Source organism: Flavobacterium sp. Leaf82 (assembly GCF_001422725.1).
Lineage (GTDB): Bacteria > Bacteroidota > Bacteroidia > Flavobacteriales > Flavobacteriaceae > Flavobacterium.
Genome location: NZ_LMMA01000023.1, coordinates 243,787 through 260,693 on the forward strand (window position 1 = coordinate 243,787; position 16,907 = coordinate 260,693).

Here is a 16,907-nt window from a genome sequence, read left to right on the forward strand (position 1 = left end):
CGATTGCAGGAACGTTGCAATCTTGCTGATACTTTAAGATGTTCTTTAGACATTCTAATATTTCTAAAACACTCAAAACTTAAATTTCTCTTTTTACAGACTGTTTTTATATTATGTGATGTATTAATTGTAGTATTCCGGAAATTTAATACTGTATCCATTAAGTCATTATAGTTCAATATCCTTTTATAAAATCTGTTTGACTTTTATTTTTAAAACTCAAAGAAAGTGCACACTGCATATAATTTGAAACTACTGTAACGGGCTAGCTATAATGGCAATTTATCCTCTCAATTTTAGATTTAAAAACGTGCTCTTTCAAACCAATAAACCAATTTTAAAACAACAAAATCCTGACTCTTTTAAGGAAGGTTTTTGATTGTTCCTTTTAACCTTTCCTGTTATTTCTGATACAAAATTAAGTAAGCGAAATGGATTTTACCTATGATGGACATATTATGTCCATGACATTTTAGGACTAGCTTTATACCTTTGTATAAATAAATTATTAATTAAAAACGTGAAGATTATGACAACAAATGATGTGGCCAAGGTTTTTGATACTGTGCTTAGTATCCCTAGCATGAATGATGTAGTGAAGATTGATTTTAAAATTTCACGAAAAAATGTATTGTTATTACACCATGTTATCGAACGTGGTTTAGCAGCTAAAGGAGATGATAAACCATCAATACTCTTAACAAGTGTTTCAGAAGAAAATCTACAGGATTTAAAACTGTTTGCAGAGGAATGTCTTTTAAAAGCAGGGCTTATAGAACTTAGTGAAAAGCTCAACACATTAAATGAGACAGGTAAGTCATAAAAGATTAAAAAACCAAGAAAATATAAGAGGTTCAAATAAACAATTAGTGTTTATTTGAACCCTTTTTTATTATCCAATTTATTTTACCATTGTTTTTTTTAAAACTTTAACTAAAATATCGGATTTTGACAAATTGATGTCGGATTTTGATAACGCACTATAAAACAAGCTGTTGTAATTTTGTTTTCGCCCCAACTCCAAACAATTGAATCACAGTTAAAATGCTTTTCATTTTTTAGGATTTAAGGGGATTTAAATTTTGTTGTTAAAATTTATTAAGTGAATAACAGCAAAATTTAAAACTAGAATAAAAATTTCCATATGAATGATACCGATTTAGTATCACTAATTGTATCAGCTTAAATCTATAAAAACATGAAACTGAATGTAAAAATTAAGAGTGTAATTCTGGACGCAATATGTCTGCTTTATATACTTCTATTTGTATATGCTGCAGTTAGCAAATTACTTGATTATGAGAACTTCCATGTGCAACTTGGACAATCTCCTCTTTTAAGCGCTTTTGCTACCTGGATTTCCTGGATAGTGCCACTGAGTGAATTATTGATTGTTGTGCTACTGGTTGTTAAAAGATTTAGAAACTGGGGACTACTTGCTTCAGTAAGTATGATGACCATGTTTACGGCATATATTTTTATTGTACTGCATTACAGTTCTTTTGTTCCTTGTTCTTGTGGTGGTATATTGGAGAAAATGAGCTGGGATGTACATCTGATTTTCAATATTGTTTTTGTACTGTTAGGATTGTTAGCTCTTCTGTTAGAACATAATATACGCATAGAAAGTGAATACTTTGCAAGATCGGTTGTGGGGATAAAAACAACTATAATTTCAGTTGTACTTAGTATCATAACAGTTGTTGTTTTGTTTTTATCATCGGAACAAATTATGCAACATGAAAATCCATTTGTCAGAAGGTATCCACAGCATCCTATCATGCTGCAAAAAACAGAAAATCTGAAATTCAATTCCTATTATTTTGCCGGAAGCAGAGATAATCAGTTATATCTTGGGAACTACACAGATCCACTGCATATTATTGCATTTGATTCTGCCTTACAGGTGAAACAGACATTTAAAATCTCTTTTATCCAAAAAGATATAGCATTTAAAAGGATTAAAATTTTAGTTAGAGGATCTTACTTTTATTTGATGGATGGAACCGTTCCCTGCATTTTTTGGGGAAGGACCAATAATTGGAAAGTGATCGGCGAAATAAAAGACCTTCATTATTTTACCATCGCTGAGCCTGTGGATATTACTTCAGTAGTATTCAGGTCTAATAATGGCAAGAATGCTGCTCATATTTTAAGTATTTTTAAAGCCGAAAGGTCACCAAAAATTAGCTATAACGATACACTTTTGCAGACACAAATCGACGGCGTATTCGATACTGATGGTATGCTTGTCTACAATGAGAAAATGAAACGAATGATTTATCTCTATTATTACAGAAATGAATTTATTGTTGCAGATGAAAATTTAAAGCTATTATACCGGGGTCATACTATAGATACAATATCACATGCTCAGATTAAGGTAGCGTATCTCAAAAATAATACAGAGAGAAGAATGGCAACACCGCCGATGACCGTAAATGCAAATCTTGCTGTAAATTCAAATCTACTTTTTATAAACTCCAAAATTCAAGGACGTTTTGAAGATCTGAAATTATGGAAACAGGCTGCGATAATTGATGTATATGACCTAAAGAAAAAAGCTTATTTACTGAGTTTTGCAATCTACAATGTTGAGGATAAAAAACTGCAATCCTTTATCGTTACTGATACTCATTTGTATGCTTTGATGAGTGATGAACTGTCTGTTTATAAACTTAGAGATATACTAAAAAAAGAAATAAAAATGCTGGAATGAAAAAGCAGCATCAAAATACATTGGCCGATGTCAGGAAGCCAGATCGAACACCTGTAGAAAAAAGTAGATCGTGTTTTTAATTTAATATTTATTATTATGAAAACTTTTTTAAAAAATGTAATGCCGGCAGCAGTTATTGCGCTGGGAATTACCGGAGCATTTGCCACTATGTCCATGCAAAGTACTGAAAAAAAACTTGCACCAAAAATTGGATATACTCTCAATGCTCAAGGCGCTTGTAACATTCCGGTAAATTGTGATACCAGTGGATCACAAACCTGTCGTCTTAATGGGGCAACAGGACCGCAGGCATTTGGTAAAAATGCCCAAGGGAACTGTAATGAAGTATTGTTTCGACCAGCAAACTAACTGTTTGAGGTTTCGATAAACGGCAATGCAGTTCCAAAGCGGAACTGCATTGCTTTTTTTAGTTTATTTTAAAATTATTTCACGCCTTCGGTTATCCATTCTGCCGACAAATCATCTTTGAGATAGTAGGCAAACCACTGTTGAATCCGGCTGGTCATATCTTTTTGATTGGCTGGTTTTGAAATGCCATGTCCTTCGTCCGGATATAAGAGCATGATGCATTTTTTACCCAAAGAACGAAGTGCAAAATAAAATTCCATAGTCTGATGAGGATCAACATTATAATCTTCTTTTCCCGACCATAACAAGAGAGGTGTATTCACTTTATTGGCATACGTAATGGGGGAATTACGTCGATAGGTTTCAGGGTCTTCAAACGGACTCTGACTTATTTTCCATTGTCCACTGGCAAAGCGATACATATTAGGATAAGAGAAGTTTTTGGCAAGGGTAAAATAAAAACTATTTAGATCGGTACTACCGGCACTTGCAATAGCTGAGGCAAAAAGATTTGTTTGCGTAATTATAAACGAAGTCTCATACGCTCCGAAAGAATGTCCCATAAGTCCGATTTTATCTGGTTTTATAATTTCCTTAGCGAGGACTTTTTTGACTGCTGCCAAAACGCAATCCAAGGCTGAATAACCCAGAGTATCATACTCCACAATGATATCCGGAAGAAGAACAAAGTAGCCTTGAGTGGTCCATACAGTATCATTATCTTCATCCTCCATCTGTGATGTAGGATTTATATATTTATGATGCTGATCATATTGCCTCTGGTATACATGCACTATCATCGGATATTTTTTTTTGGGATCATAATGCGCAGGGTAACGTAGTACCCCTTTCATTTTTACGCCTTTAGAATTTTCATATTCGATGAGTTCTGATGTTCCCCAATAATATCTTTTTTGCTGTGGATTACTTTGAAAAAAAGAGACTGGATTCAAATTTTTCTTTTTAATTATCAGCTGTGGAGAAAGGTCAAATTTTTGTTCCCTGTAAAACAAATTTTGTTTGTTAGAATTATAGGTTAATTGGTCAATATGTAGATCATCATAGATAATTGACTTTTCACGTGACTTCTTATTCCACTTAAAATAACCCGTTTTTCCATCGTCTCCCTGACCGTGAAGAAACAATTCTTTTTCGATATCAATGTTGTCTACTTTTAGCGCATCATAAACAAAAAGATAAGGTTGCCTGTCGGGGCTGCTAACCAGTCTGTATCTTATTTTTAATTCGCGTCCCTGTGTTAACCTCCTGAAAGAAGTTCCATCGGGTTTAATAGCCCACAGGTCGAACTCGTCATATAGCAGAATTTCTTTATCATCCATACTCCAGCCTGCATTTGAGTTTTTGGCGGAGATGGAATACTGTAAATCTTCTGCTGTAAATTTAGATTTTATTCCCGCTGTAATATTTTGATGTGTATCAGCTGCAATATTATATACCCACCAGTTGCCGTCTTTAAAATAAGAAATATAGTTTCCTTTAGGCGATGGTATTAGTTCTAAAAAATGAGCAGAATGTTTTTTCAAAAACAGCTTTTTTTCAAGTGTTTTCAGATTCAGAATATAAATATCACTTGGACCGGGTTTTATTATAAACTGAGGTTCATAATCCTTTGGATTAAATAATAAGGCATATTGTTGATCACCGGAAAGCATCAGCTTAGGCAGGTCATTTGTTGTTAATTGATTGGCAATATTAGAAAAAGGAAACCAAAGTGCAACCCTTGGAACTGTTGAGAGAGAACCTCCCTTTTCCCTTTCGGTATACAACGATTTGTCATTTGCGTTCCATATTTCAACATCTGTAGTGTTTTTTTTCTCCAATAATGGACTATTTATTTTTGTGGTAAAAAACACTTTCTGCATATCATCAGAAACGGTCAGTTTAAATGTAAAGTCTGCAGGTATAAAGGTATTCTTCGGCAAGTTTAATTGTAGCGCCGGATCGAGCTTATATAATTTTTCATTTTCGAGTATATAATAAAACAAGAAGGTCTCAGTTATTAAATTTGATTGTGTTCCAAAAGCAACAGCACTTCCATCTTTATGCCATGTAAAGCCAAAACTTTTATCTTCGTGATTGTTCAGAATCAACTTTTCCTGCTCCGTTTTTTTTAGATCCAGCAGGATAACGGAATGTTTATCGTTCAATGCTCTTCCATAAACCAGATGCTGCTTGTCAGGACTTAAAGAAAAACTGGTAATGTCAGCTATTTCCCTAACGACTTTGCCATCTGGAGTTTGAAGGATGAGTTTCTTTTTATCCTGTGGAAGGTTGATTGTTACGATGATAAGATCTGCAAAGGATGAATAATCAAACTCATGAGCTGATTTTATATACTGTTTTTTCCCTGTGTGTAGTTCTGTAATTTGTAATCCCTCTTCATTCTTACATACAAAAGTGTTGTTTTTAGTGAATAAAGAATGCTGAACTGTCACAAACGAAAATGTCTTAAGACTTACTGTATTACGAACAAATAATGTATCAATATTATTCTCGTAACTCATGGTATAACTGGCCCACTTCTGGTCAGGAGATATTTTTTCCAGACTCAGTGCACCCCATAAGTGATAGTCTGCTGCAGTAAGATCTTTTTTTTGCACCACCTGTCCCCTTAAAGGACAGGCTACTAATGGCAAAATAAAAAATAAAAAAAAGTGTAAACGCGTATTTAGCAATAAAGAAGCACTTACAGGACTGAAACATTTTTGAGTAGCGTACTTCATCATCTTAAACGATTTTAATATCCCTGGTTTTGAGGACGAAGATTCGGATTTGAACTTAGTTCACTCTGAGGGAGAGGGAATAAACTATCAGACGCATTCCATCCCGGCTTACTGCTTGAAAGCACCACATCTATTTGATTGAAGCGTTTCAGATCGAAAAAACGATGTCCATACTCGGTAAAGAATTCCCATCGTCTCTCCTTTAATACAGCATCCAAGATTTCTTCTTTAGTGATTGCCGAAGTATCATCAAGACCAGCTCGATGTCTGATTTTGTTTAAGTCTTCTTTGGCACCAATAAGATCACCTTGCTGTGCTCGTGCTTCGGCTCTGATAAGATATTGTTCGGCAAGCCTGAAAACAATCGAATATTCTTTAGAGATCGAAGTAAAGTTTTGCTCTTTATACTTGTAGGCATGGTACCATGTTGAGGTGTCGTCATTGACCGCTTTAATCCAATTGGAATATCGCAGGTCAGATGCTGAAAAGGAATTTACAAGATTATCATTTAGAGCTACAATTGCAGGTGGACCAGATAAGAATATAAAGGTTGATGCTTCCTGTGTATTCTGTCCTGCTTCTGCTGATTGCAGCTGCCAGATGGTCTCTTTTGAATCCACTAAAAAGGTTTGGTCTATATTTTCCAAAGCAAACAAATCGGTCTGGTTAAGAACTGCCGAGGCTTCATTGGCAGCCTCAGGATAAGATTTAGTGTAGAGGTAAACTCTGGCTAAAAAGGCATGGATAACATATTTGTCAGCGCGGATTCTTCCCATTTCGCTGTAATTATTTTGCAATAAAGCAATAGCACTTTCCAGATCATTTATAATATTCTGATATACCTGATTGACAGGTATTCTGCTTACTGTACTGTTTTTTTTATAATCGGTCACTGTGATGTAGGGAATGTCTCCAAAGAGATTGACCAGATAAAAATGCTGTAGTGCGCGAATAAAAAGAGCTTCTCCTTTAAGTTGTTTTTTATTTTGGTCTGAAAGCTTAGTGCTCGCTTCTATACCTTCCATTAAAGAATTGGCAGCATAAATCTGATTGTAGGAGTCGTTCCAGTACTGCGCAATATCTGAATTCTCAGCTAAAAGGCTATTGTTATAAAAGTTCAAACTTGGATTTGAAGGCGTACCATAAGGAATTATCTCGTCTGTGTAGTTACCAAGCTGATTTGACAGCCCTCTGTTGTTGCCGGTTAGTAAGCCCTTATCCCTGATTTTTGCGTATATGTCCGTAAGGGCTGCATCAGCAGTAGCATAATCCTCAAACACGGTTACAGTGGTAAGTTGTGATTTGGGAAGATCTACCTCTACAAAAGAATCGCAGGAATTCATAAAAAAGGACAATATGCCTAGCCACAACATTTGCGTTGCTGTATGATAAAATGTTTTCATAAATACTGTTTTAAAATGTTAATAGGACACCTGCAGTTATTACTTTTAAAGGTGGGAGAAATCCAGAGGAAGTAAATTCAGGATCGCCGTCTTTGTATTTGGTAAAAGTCAAAAGATTCTGGCTCTGCAGCATTATTTTACATTGTACCACGTTTGAGTGCATGGGTAATAGATAGGAAAGCGAGATGTTTTTAAGTCTTATAAATGAAGCGTCTGTTATTGAGGCATCACTTCTGTCGTATAAATAATCTGCTGTAACAGACTCATTATTATTACCGGTTGTATACAATTGATAAGCGGGAATGTCTCCGACAGCTTGCCAGCGATCTGTTTTCGAAACAGGCTGATTGGACATCTGTCCTGCAAATCCCATTGGATTTATTCTGTTTTTTTGTTTGACAAACTGAAATAAGAAGTCAAGGTTCCAATTCTTATAGCGAAGCTGATTTTGCAGACCGCCGTAATACTTTGGATTAAGATCGACAGCTTTCTGTCTGTCTTCAGGAAAAGTAATTTTACCGTCTTTATTAATGTCTTCAAATTCATAGAGACCAGTCTGGGAATTAACCCCTTTATACTCGTAGACAAGCTCAATGTTTAGGGGCTTATCAAGGCGATATTTCTGGCTGTAGGGAGAACTTTCTAATCCCGGAAAACTAAGCAGTTTGTTCTTGGCAAAGGTTAGGTTGAAGCTGGTTGTCCAGCTAAAATTTGCATTACTGAAGTTATTGGTTCTAAGTGTCAGTTCCAAACCTCTGTTTTGAACTTCGGCATTTAAATTTGACTGAATAACGGTAAAACCAGTTGTTCCGGGCAGTGGGACTCCCACGAGCTGATTAGATGATTTGTTCTGATACCATGAAGCTGTTGTAAATATTTTATCGTGAAAAAAACCTAATTCAAGCGCGGCTTCTAGTTTTTTGTTGGTTTCCCAACCAAAATCAGCATTGTAAAGCCGGGTTGGCTCAAGGCCGACATTTCCTCCATAATTTATCCCTGTAGTAGTATAGGTATTTAAGAACTGATAATCGCCAATCTGGTCACTACCGGTTGTTCCGTAACTGGATCTTAGTTTTCCAAAACTGATCCATGAGCTATTTTTTAGAAAATTCTCATTTGAGAAGAGCCATGCCACACCTACGGCACCGAAAGTAGCAAATTGATTGCCTGGTCCAAAACGGCTTGACCCATCACGCCTGCCTGTAAGGTTGATGATATAACGTTTGTCGAAACTATAGTTAATACGTCCGAAAAAGGCCTGATACTTATATATGGTTTCATCATTTAGCAGTACATTAATGTACTTAGCAGATGCCAGATTATAAATCAGGCTGTTGGAACTATATCCTGTACCTGACTGAAACAACCGGGTGGTAGTTTGATTTTGAAAAGTTGATCCTGCAAGCAGGTCCAGTTTTCCTAAACCTAATTCTTTTGTCCAACTTATCTGTGGTTCTATGATCCAGGAAGAGCGGTCTGTATTGTTTAGATAAAGTGATGAATTAGCACTGCTGATATTGTAGGCAGGATTATATACAGACGATGGAGCTGTACGGGTTTCCACAGTGCTTAAATCAGTATATCCAAAATTGCTTTTAATCAAGAGACCTGAAGATATTTCATATGATAATACGGAATTGGCAATAAGGTCATTTGTTTTAGATTCAAATTCAGCATTAAGGTTCCGAAGCGGATTGTCCCAAGTGCCGTTTTCCCAGTTTAGTTCACCATTAGAATCATAAAGGGCAGGTGCATTAGGAGGGAGTGAGCGGGCATCATAGGTAAAATCAAAGGCGGGCTGATCATTGTTTTGACTGTTATATCCAGCTGAGAACGTAACCCTGAATTTATTATCTTCTGAGCGGTGGTTTAAATTGAATTGTGAACCGCCTTTTTTATAGATAAAATCACCCGGAAATACGCTGGACTGCGTATGATAATTACCGCTGATCAGGAACTGTGTTTTTTCAGATCCCCCTGAAATAGCAGCCTGCAGATCTGTGATGCTGGCTGTACCACCGATAAGTTCCTTTTGCCAATCGGTATATCTGTTTTGATCCCATGTTCCATTTACATCATAATCCCATGAATTGTAGGGAATGCCGTCATTTTTAAAAGCTTCTCTTCGCATGGCTAGATACTGCTCTGTATTCATGAGTTTCATGAATTTTGTTACAGTTCCGGCACCCGTGGAGGCAGTTACTGTAAAAGTTGTTTTTCCTGCTTTTCCTTTTTTAGTTGTGATGAGCACCACACCGTTAGCACCTCTCGAACCATATATAGCTGTGGCATCTGCATCTTTGAGTATTTCAATACTTTCGATAGTATCAGGATTTATACTGTTTAGAGGGCTTGTAGGTGATGGATAAATAGTAGAGGTCTGATTGTATCCAATTGTTTCAGAAGCATATGGCACACCATCTATAAGATAAAGTGGTGCATTGCCATCAACGCGAATACTGTTTTGTCCCCTGATTTTAATATCGAAATTACCTCCGGGAACTCCTGTATTTTGTGTAATATTCACACCTGCCATACGACCCTGCATCGTGGCAAGTACATTAGTTACGGGCTGTGTTTCGATATCCTTTGAAGTAATTTTTGCTATACTTCCCGTGCGTTCGCTCTCTTTAACGGAATAATATCCTGCATTAATTTTTACTTCCTGAAGGGAAGTGGCATCTTCCTTCATTTGTACATTAATCACTAAGCGCCCTGCAACTGGAATTTCAATTGTTTTGAAACCAATGTAAGTGAAAATAAGAATATCGTGTGATGACACTGTTATTGTAAATTTACCATCAAAGTCAGTAGCCACAGCTTTTTTCTGGTTTTTTACTGAAATACTGACTCCCGGAAGAGGAAGGGTGCCATCAGTTACAATACCATGGACTTGTGTTTGTTGTTGTGAAACGGAAAAGAACAAGGTGTTCCTTGCTAAGGCTGGCGTGCAAAAAAGATAGAACCCGAAAATAAACGGATACCAAAGTCCCGCCAACCCTTTATTTAATGAAAAAGTTTTCATAATTTTGGGGTTAGTTAATTTGAAACGAAAGTTTTATTAATTCAGCTCTCTAAACTTGTTGATCGCGGGTTAGAGAGCTTTTTTTAGCTTAGATAAAGCCATGTAATCTTGCTTTTTTTTAAACCTATAAAACCTTGCAGTTGACTAATTCATAATAAAAATTGAGACAGTGCAGGCAGTAAAAAAAAATAGCAGTAATTTTTTTTAATTCATAAGTCATGCAGGTTTGGTTAGGTAATAGCTAAATGCGAGACTTTGAAAAATGGAGAAGCAGTGCTATGAATGTAAGGGGAGAATTTTGCCAAGGAAATAAAAAATGGCGCAGTAACTCAGCTTATTGCACTAGAGGTACTGGAAATACCGAGCAACAATAAGTGAGCCCACGCCATGGTCGTGAGCATCTTAACTTATCATCTCGTTGCAAAATTTCCAGTTTTCTAGTGCGAGATTCAAAGCGAATGCTTCAAATATTTTTATATGAAGAATCGCAAATATACATCTTATTGATGTATACGTTAGGCAAATATATAAAATTATTTAAAAACATGGTCGAATTCGACCATGTTTTTTTTCTTAAAAAAATTCAATTTGCTTGAAAATTACTCATTATGGATAATAAGAACATTAATTTAGAATTTCGAAACAAAATTGGAGATAAAATAAAACTTATCAGAAATGGTGAGTCATATGCAAAGATTGCTTCACGTTGTAATTTAGACGCTACTAAAATTAGCAAAATTGAAAAAGGTCGTGTCGATTTTAGAATTAATACCATATTTGAAATTGCAAAAGGTCTCAGAGTCCATCCAAAGGAGTTGTTAGATATAGAATTTAACTTTGATGCTTACTATAAAGAGATCGATCACACTTATAAATAATCTTTGTCCAATAGCAGTTTTGAATTATAACTTTTAGATTCAAAACTATTAGGAACAGGCTAAGAAATTCGCCTAAAAAATAATAATAAAATGATATGGATTTAATACAGGGCAATATTATAACAACAATGTTAACAATATTTGGAACCGTAATTGTTGCTATACTAGGAAAGCAGTCATTAGCAGATGTATTCGACTTTTTTCAGAGAAGAAAGTTGAAGAATTTATTAAATGACTTAGAGACATATTCTGTAATGGATAAATTTGATGATGATTTTAAAACCAAATTTGTTACTCCTTATTTGAAAGAGTTATACTTTTTTTCTTTAACTGGAATTGATGCAAATGAAGAATCAATACCTAAATATATTGATTTTAAAAATAGGCTGAATTACACATGGACAAAAATCAAGAAAGCAAAACAACATTTTGATCTAAATAGTTCAGAAATAAAGATAAATTTAAGTATATATGAAAGAATTTGTGCTAACATTGCTATAGTATGTTTTATAATTCTACTTTTAGGTGGAACTATTTTGTTTACATATCTAAATCAATTTAAAACCCAAGGTATAAGAGATATTCTTATAATATTATCATCATTAATAATTCCAGCTGTCATTGGAATTTTATTAATTAGGGCTGTAGGTTCGATATTGATTGCAAAACAAATGGAAAATAGATTAAATAAAATCAACTAAAACTTATTTCTTGCTAAGCACATAAACCTCACTTAAATTATCTAAGTGAGGTTATTAGTTTAAAGGCTATTATTTCTTTGACTCCTCAATAGAAACTTTTCTAAACTCTTTCAATAATTTTTCTAATTCCAAAGTTGATTTACGAGCTCTAGCTCCAGCTGCTTTTACTCCTTTTTCAATTAGAGATTCTGATTCTGTCTTAAATGTTTCGATTTCTGCGTGGATTTTAGCTACTAAATCTTTCATGATATATTTTATTAAATGAGGGAACAAAAATAGAAGTTTACCTTTTAGATGTAAAGAAAAAAATGTTAAAACTATTCTTTTCTTAGTTCTTTCATAAAATATGATGTTGGCATTCCGGTTGTGGAAAAAAAAGCTTTTGTAAAACGTTCTTTACTACTAAAACCTGCTTCTTCTGATAGCGCTTTATTTGTATAATTCTGAAATTTCTTTTCCTCTTTCATTAATTTTATCAAATAGTCTATCCTTAGATCATTGATATACTTTACAAATTTCTTACCTCTGTAATGTAATATTATTTTTGAAAGATATTTTATATTTGAATCAATTAGAACTGCGAGTTTTGCTTCCGTTAAATCTTTCACCAAAAATTTTTTATCCTTTTCAAATTTTTCTAATTGCTTCAATATAACCATTACAGTCTCCGGATTTATATCTTCAATTCCGTTATTTAGGTTTTTTGATTCAAACTTAGATACAGTTTCACTTTTTTTCATTAAATCATCGAATCTTTGACGATAAACTTTCTTATTCCTACTATGATTATAAATTAGAAAGACCACAGATAAAAATAAAAATACTATTATACCCTTAAAAATAAAGTCATTACGCTTTCTTTCTTCAAATAACTTTTCAATTTTATTTTTCTGAAATAGTAATTCTTTAGTGTTATAGTCTTTGTAAATTCTTTGCGATACGTATTTGTATCTGCTGTTCATAATATTATTTACTTTAAGCAGTTTCTCAATATAGTAAAGTTGTAGGTTAAGATTTTTTTTGGATTTAAAGTAGCTGATTAATAATTCATAGCTATTGAGAAGATCAGGACGAATGTATCCTTTATTATTAAAAATATCATCTACTTTTTTGAAATAAGGTATGGCCATTTCTGGATTCTTAAGATCCCAATAACTTTTCCCAATATAAAAATAGCCAACAGCTTCATTTGCAAAATCTTTGTTTTTTATAATGACTGGTAGTGAATAGTTGATTTTACTAATAGCCAAAGTATAATTGCCTCGGAAATACTGGTTAACTCCTTCGGAGATAATAAAATACTCTTTCATCTCATTGTTAGATAATCTTTGTCCTTCTGATAATCCCTTCTCATTTATTTCTGTACATAAACTATAACTTCCGAGACGATTATAACAAAGACCCAGAGAATGTAAGGAATTCAGATAGCCCCTATCGTTGTTTTCTTTAAAGTAATCGATGCATTCCTTAAATAAAGAAATTGCCTCATTATAAAATCCCAGGTAGTATTTTATATTTGCAATATTGTATTTTACCTTATATATCAAATACTTATCATTTGTTTTGGAAATATAATTATCTGCAATTAGATAATTGTCTAATGCATAATTATGTTTTTTAGCGGCATAATATACGATTCCTTTTGAAAGATAGGCTGAACCTATTAATGCATTATCTTTTGATTTTTTTGCAGCATAAATCATACTATCTACATAGATCAGTTTTAGATTTTCCGGCGAGTGATGAACATAGTTTTTATAGCCATTTACAAGCTCTTCCAAATTATTTTCTGCTTTCGATTTTACGAGAAAGGATTTAAGGTATAAGGATTTTTTAACACTATCTTTTTCAGATTCTTCTATCCTTTCAAAAAGGTAATCGTAATTCTTATTTCGAAGTGTATCGGGAATTTTAAAATGGATTTCCTGTGCGCAGATTTGATCTCCCAAGCAAAGAGAGAGTACAAATAGATACTTTCTAATCATAGTTTGAATTAAAATGAGACATTATTTTTTGTACAAAATCATTCTGAAAGCTAAATAAAAGGCTTATAAAAAGGCTCATTAACATTTTTCAAAAAAATCGCCTTAAATATAGTGTAAACAATTGATAATTAAGGTTTTTTTATTTAAAAAAGGTATCTGGATTTTCCGAAAATCCATACTGTTATTCTCGGAAATCCACATACTAATGTTTTGCAAATCAAAAAATCTACTTTTAGATTTGCCTTGAATTCAAAAGCAAAAATATTTAGTAGAGTACTAAATTAAAGTTCTGCTTACCCGGGTGAAATGAACTGACTAAAAAATTAGTCGGTCACATTTAACACATTTTAATCATGAAAAACATTTCATTACGATTAATAATTTTACCATTATTAATCGTTTCCTGTACTACTGATACTATTGATAATATAGAAAGTATAGATAGTAAAATCAGTAGCAAGGAATCAGAAAAATCAGCACGTTTGGTGCAAAACATGACCCCTGAAAACCCTGCAAACATTTACGATTTTGCTGGTAAACTACATAATGATATTCTTGATGCTTATTTATCAGGTAACTATCAGTATAACACAATAGGACAAATTTCTCAACAGATCGAAACTATAGCGGCTCAAAATAATGATCTAATGCTTTTAACTTCAGGAACAAATTTGTCTCCCAATCTGATTGTAATACAAGAGATTATAAATAATCCACAGTCTAAACTAGATCAGACTATTTTAAATTCTACAATGACAATTGCAGCAAAAGATAATCTTTCGAATTTTATGAATGATATCCTTTTATGGGAAAATGATTCCTACGAGGAAATTTATCAATACATAATATCTTTTGAATCAGCTGTGATAGCTAATCAGGCATTTAACAGTGAGGATAAGAGAATTATCCTTACCACTTCCTCCATAGCGAGGTATTCAACGTATTATGCTCTGGAACGCAAAGATAAAGACTGGGACACTTCTACTGGTCACCGTGTTGCAGGGGTTAGTGGTGCAATTGATGATCCCTGTACGGCAATAAAACGTTCACTTGTAACAGGAATCATGATATACAATCAATGATCTGAGTTATGATGTATTATATCTATTGCTATGAAAAAGAGATAGCATACGTGTTTACTGTGTGCTTGATTCTTTTCAATCTTGTTAGTCTTTATTTCATCATAGATCTATTATCCTATGATGAAATAATTGGCTATCTCACAAATGGCGAGATAAAAAGTGATAGTCCACGTAGTCTGGCCTACCTGCTTTTTGTGAGTGGCATGTCCAATTTACTTTTTATTACCGTTACATTGATGTCTAGGTTGATGTCAGAGTAGCTTGCCAATTTGGGCTTTAATAAAGTAAAATTTATTTTAACTGATTATAATTTCATAAAGAGTATTGTCGTGGTAAGCAAAAAATCAAAATATTTTCATATAGGCCTGCAAGTTTACATTTTTGAGAAATTTACATCTAAAAAATCTTTGAGTAAATTATTTAAGGTAGACCATTTCTCTATACTGATTGTCAATTCGGGTTCCTTATCTATCCTAATAGATAATACAGAAGTTACTGTCTTTGAAAGTGAGATCCTTGTGATACCTATAAAGACTTCATTTGAAATTTTGATCATGAGTGATCAATTACAAATTTGCTTGCTGTCATTTACTACAGACTTTGTTATTGAAAATAGTATACGAAGACCTCATATTAGGTATTTTGAATTTTTTATTACCCAATTATCCTCTAAAATCTTTCTAAAAAGTAAAGATGTTTTATTACTAATTGATTTATTGACATTACTTAATAGCAAAGTATTACGACCTAGCTCGCATGTTTTTAAAGATGAGATAATACTTTTTAGTTTTAATCTGTTATTATATGAATTAGCAGGTATCTATCACAGGTCATCCTGGCATATATCACTTCAGCATTCGAAAAGGGAAAAACTAGTTCTTCAATTTTTTAAAATTTTAGAAATGAATTGCAGAAAGCAACACAGTGTAAAATACTACGCAAATTATTTAGGTGTTAATACGGATCATTTTAGTAGAATAGTTAAACAAGTTACAGAAAAAACTGCGAAGCAATTTATTGAAGAAGCGATTCTCCTCGAAGCAAAAGTTTTGCTGCAAAACAATCATTTAACCATTTTATATATTGGAGAAGAATTGCACTTTAGTAATTCTTCTGCTTTCAGTACTTTTTTTAAAAGGCATACTTCCCTGTCTCCTTCAGAATACCGTTTACAATTAAATTCTAATTAAATACTTTATAATACATGTTTGACCGGGTTAAGAATGTTCTATAAGCATTGATTTAGAGTACTGTCGATTGCAAGTCGAGAGAAATATTTACTAAGTAAAAGTAAAAAAAATGACTCAAACCTATCTTTTAGAATGGATGGATTTAACGGTGACCTCAACCCTTAATCCTGGTAAAACAGATCTTACTATGATTACTCCAATTCAATCCAAAGCGATTATTAAAAAAGCGACCGAGCAAACATTCTTAATTCAGTCACAATTTACGGTACAGGTTTTTTCGCTTACCAAGGAGAAACAGATTAAAATTTTAGTTGGAAATTATTATTCATCGCTGTTATTTCTTTTAGATAAAATTACAGAGATAAATAGTACCGATGATGAACATAGAGAACATTTAAAAGAGGTAACTGCTACTTTAATTTCGTGTTTGGATGAATTAATAACTTTTGTAGAATCCAGATTTGCAAACTATTTAAACAAACCTTTACCAATTATTGAAAAGAAGATGTGTGAGTCCTCCGTTATAGACTCTTCCTCTAATAAAGTCTTATGTAAGCTTTCGACAGATCAGACAGCCTTAATACTTAGGGCATCTGATGAATTAAAAATTCTTATTTCAAAATCAATGAATCATTTATTTAAAACAATTGTTCCATTTCTATCCACTCCAAATAAAGTGGATCTTTCATACAATGCCATGCGAAGCAAGGCTTACATTTTTGAAGAAAGGGATAAACGAATAGCAATTGAAACATTGGAGCGCATGATTAAACAGATTAAAGAATATTAACTAAATAATTTAAAACTTAAA

13 protein-coding genes are annotated in these 16,907 nt (G+C 33.4%); 8 read left to right on the top strand and 5 right to left on the bottom strand.

All coding sequences use genetic code 11. From position 1 onward, the window contains the following. The first annotated feature begins 529 nt into the window (after window positions 1-529). The 3 genes from ASF10_RS13420 to ASF10_RS13430 all read left to right on the top strand — a co-directional run bounded on the left by ASF10_RS13420 (window position 530) and on the right by ASF10_RS13430 (window position 3,088). Window positions 530-823, top strand: a complete 294-nt coding sequence (locus ASF10_RS13420) for a hypothetical protein (protein WP_317039047.1) — start codon at window positions 530-532, stop codon at window positions 821-823. 375 nt (window positions 824-1,198) lie between these two features. Continuing rightward, a complete protein-coding gene (locus ASF10_RS13425; RefSeq protein WP_056250054.1) occupies window positions 1,199-2,719 on the top strand; it encodes a MauE/DoxX family redox-associated membrane protein in 1,521 nt (506 codons plus the stop codon). A gap of 96 nt (window positions 2,720-2,815) precedes the next feature. Continuing rightward, window positions 2,816-3,088, top strand: coding sequence for a DUF6520 family protein (locus ASF10_RS13430; RefSeq protein ID WP_056250057.1), 273 nt, complete (start codon window positions 2,816-2,818; stop codon window positions 3,086-3,088). A 74-nt stretch (window positions 3,089-3,162) separates the two neighbouring features. Here the strand turns inward: ASF10_RS13430 and ASF10_RS13435 are convergent, their stop codons facing one another. Genes ASF10_RS13435 through ASF10_RS13445 form a run of 3 tightly spaced genes read right to left on the bottom strand, consistent with a single transcriptional unit; the run spans window position 3,163 to window position 10,161 of the window. Then, window positions 3,163-5,835 (bottom strand): prolyl oligopeptidase family serine peptidase, encoded by a 2,673-nt coding sequence (locus ASF10_RS13435; RefSeq protein WP_056250060.1) that lies wholly within the window; start codon window positions 5,833-5,835, stop codon window positions 3,163-3,165. Between the two features lie 11 nt (window positions 5,836-5,846). Further along, a complete protein-coding gene (locus ASF10_RS13440) occupies window positions 5,847-7,235 on the bottom strand; it encodes a RagB/SusD family nutrient uptake outer membrane protein (RefSeq protein WP_056250062.1) in 1,389 nt (462 codons plus the stop codon). Window positions 7,236-7,245: 10 nt separating this feature from the next. Next, window positions 7,246-10,161, bottom strand: a complete 2,916-nt coding sequence (locus ASF10_RS13445; protein ID WP_317039048.1) for a SusC/RagA family TonB-linked outer membrane protein — start codon at window positions 10,159-10,161, stop codon at window positions 7,246-7,248. A gap of 707 nt (window positions 10,162-10,868) precedes the next feature. Between ASF10_RS13445 and ASF10_RS13450 the strand changes: the two genes are divergently transcribed. Continuing rightward, a complete protein-coding gene (locus tag ASF10_RS13450; RefSeq protein WP_056250066.1) occupies window positions 10,869-11,138 on the top strand; it encodes a helix-turn-helix domain-containing protein in 270 nt (89 codons plus the stop codon). Between the two features lie 95 nt (window positions 11,139-11,233). Then, window positions 11,234-11,839: a hypothetical protein gene (locus tag ASF10_RS13455; RefSeq protein WP_056250068.1), complete on the top strand. Its 606-nt coding sequence runs from the start codon at window positions 11,234-11,236 to the stop codon at window positions 11,837-11,839. A gap of 69 nt (window positions 11,840-11,908) precedes the next feature. On the opposite strand, the gene ASF10_RS13460 is transcribed toward ASF10_RS13455, so the two are convergent. Both ASF10_RS13460 and ASF10_RS13465 read right to left on the bottom strand, forming a co-directional pair. Continuing rightward, the gene (locus tag ASF10_RS13460) at window positions 11,909-12,085 is read right to left on the bottom strand and encodes a histone H1 (protein WP_056250069.1); all 177 of its coding nucleotides are present in this window, start codon (window positions 12,083-12,085) and stop codon (window positions 11,909-11,911) included. Between the two features lie 71 nt (window positions 12,086-12,156). Further along, a complete protein-coding gene (locus ASF10_RS13465) occupies window positions 12,157-13,788 on the bottom strand; it encodes an AraC family transcriptional regulator (RefSeq protein WP_241774955.1) in 1,632 nt (543 codons plus the stop codon). Between the two features lie 389 nt (window positions 13,789-14,177). Between ASF10_RS13465 and ASF10_RS13470 the strand changes: the two genes are divergently transcribed. From ASF10_RS13470 to ASF10_RS13480, 3 genes are all read left to right on the top strand, one after another. Beyond that, window positions 14,178-14,906 (top strand): hypothetical protein, encoded by a 729-nt coding sequence (locus ASF10_RS13470; protein WP_056250071.1) that lies wholly within the window; start codon window positions 14,178-14,180, stop codon window positions 14,904-14,906. Between the two features lie 554 nt (window positions 14,907-15,460). Continuing rightward, entirely contained in the window at window positions 15,461-16,096 is a 636-nt protein-coding gene (locus tag ASF10_RS13475) for a helix-turn-helix domain-containing protein (protein WP_123887402.1), read from the top strand. Window positions 16,097-16,205: 109 nt separating this feature from the next. Next, window positions 16,206-16,886, top strand: coding sequence for a hypothetical protein (locus ASF10_RS13480; protein WP_056250074.1), 681 nt, complete (start codon window positions 16,206-16,208; stop codon window positions 16,884-16,886). Window positions 16,887-16,907 lie beyond the last annotated feature (21 nt).

Excerpts from the sequence above, each read along its gene's own strand:
- ASF10_RS13420 (WP_317039047.1), top strand. The coding sequence starts at position 530 with ATGACAACAAATGATGTGGCCAAGGTTTTTGATACTGTGCTTAGTATC.
- ASF10_RS13425 (WP_056250054.1), top strand. The coding sequence starts at position 1,199 with ATGAAACTGAATGTAAAAATTAAGAGTGTAATTCTGGACGCAATATGT.
- ASF10_RS13430 (WP_056250057.1), top strand. The coding sequence starts at position 2,816 with ATGAAAACTTTTTTAAAAAATGTAATGCCGGCAGCAGTTATTGCGCTG.
- ASF10_RS13435 (WP_056250060.1), bottom strand. The coding sequence starts at position 5,835 with ATGATGAAGTACGCTACTCAAAAATGTTTCAGTCCTGTAAGTGCTTCT.
- ASF10_RS13440 (WP_056250062.1), bottom strand. The coding sequence starts at position 7,235 with ATGAAAACATTTTATCATACAGCAACGCAAATGTTGTGGCTAGGCATA.
- ASF10_RS13450 (WP_056250066.1), top strand. The coding sequence starts at position 10,869 with ATGGATAATAAGAACATTAATTTAGAATTTCGAAACAAAATTGGAGAT.
- ASF10_RS13455 (WP_056250068.1), top strand. The coding sequence starts at position 11,234 with ATGGATTTAATACAGGGCAATATTATAACAACAATGTTAACAATATTT.
- ASF10_RS13460 (WP_056250069.1), bottom strand. The coding sequence starts at position 12,085 with ATGAAAGATTTAGTAGCTAAAATCCACGCAGAAATCGAAACATTTAAG.
- ASF10_RS13470 (WP_056250071.1), top strand. The coding sequence starts at position 14,178 with ATGAAAAACATTTCATTACGATTAATAATTTTACCATTATTAATCGTT.
- ASF10_RS13475 (WP_123887402.1), top strand. The coding sequence starts at position 15,461 with ATGAGTGATCAATTACAAATTTGCTTGCTGTCATTTACTACAGACTTT.
- ASF10_RS13480 (WP_056250074.1), top strand. The coding sequence starts at position 16,206 with ATGACTCAAACCTATCTTTTAGAATGGATGGATTTAACGGTGACCTCA.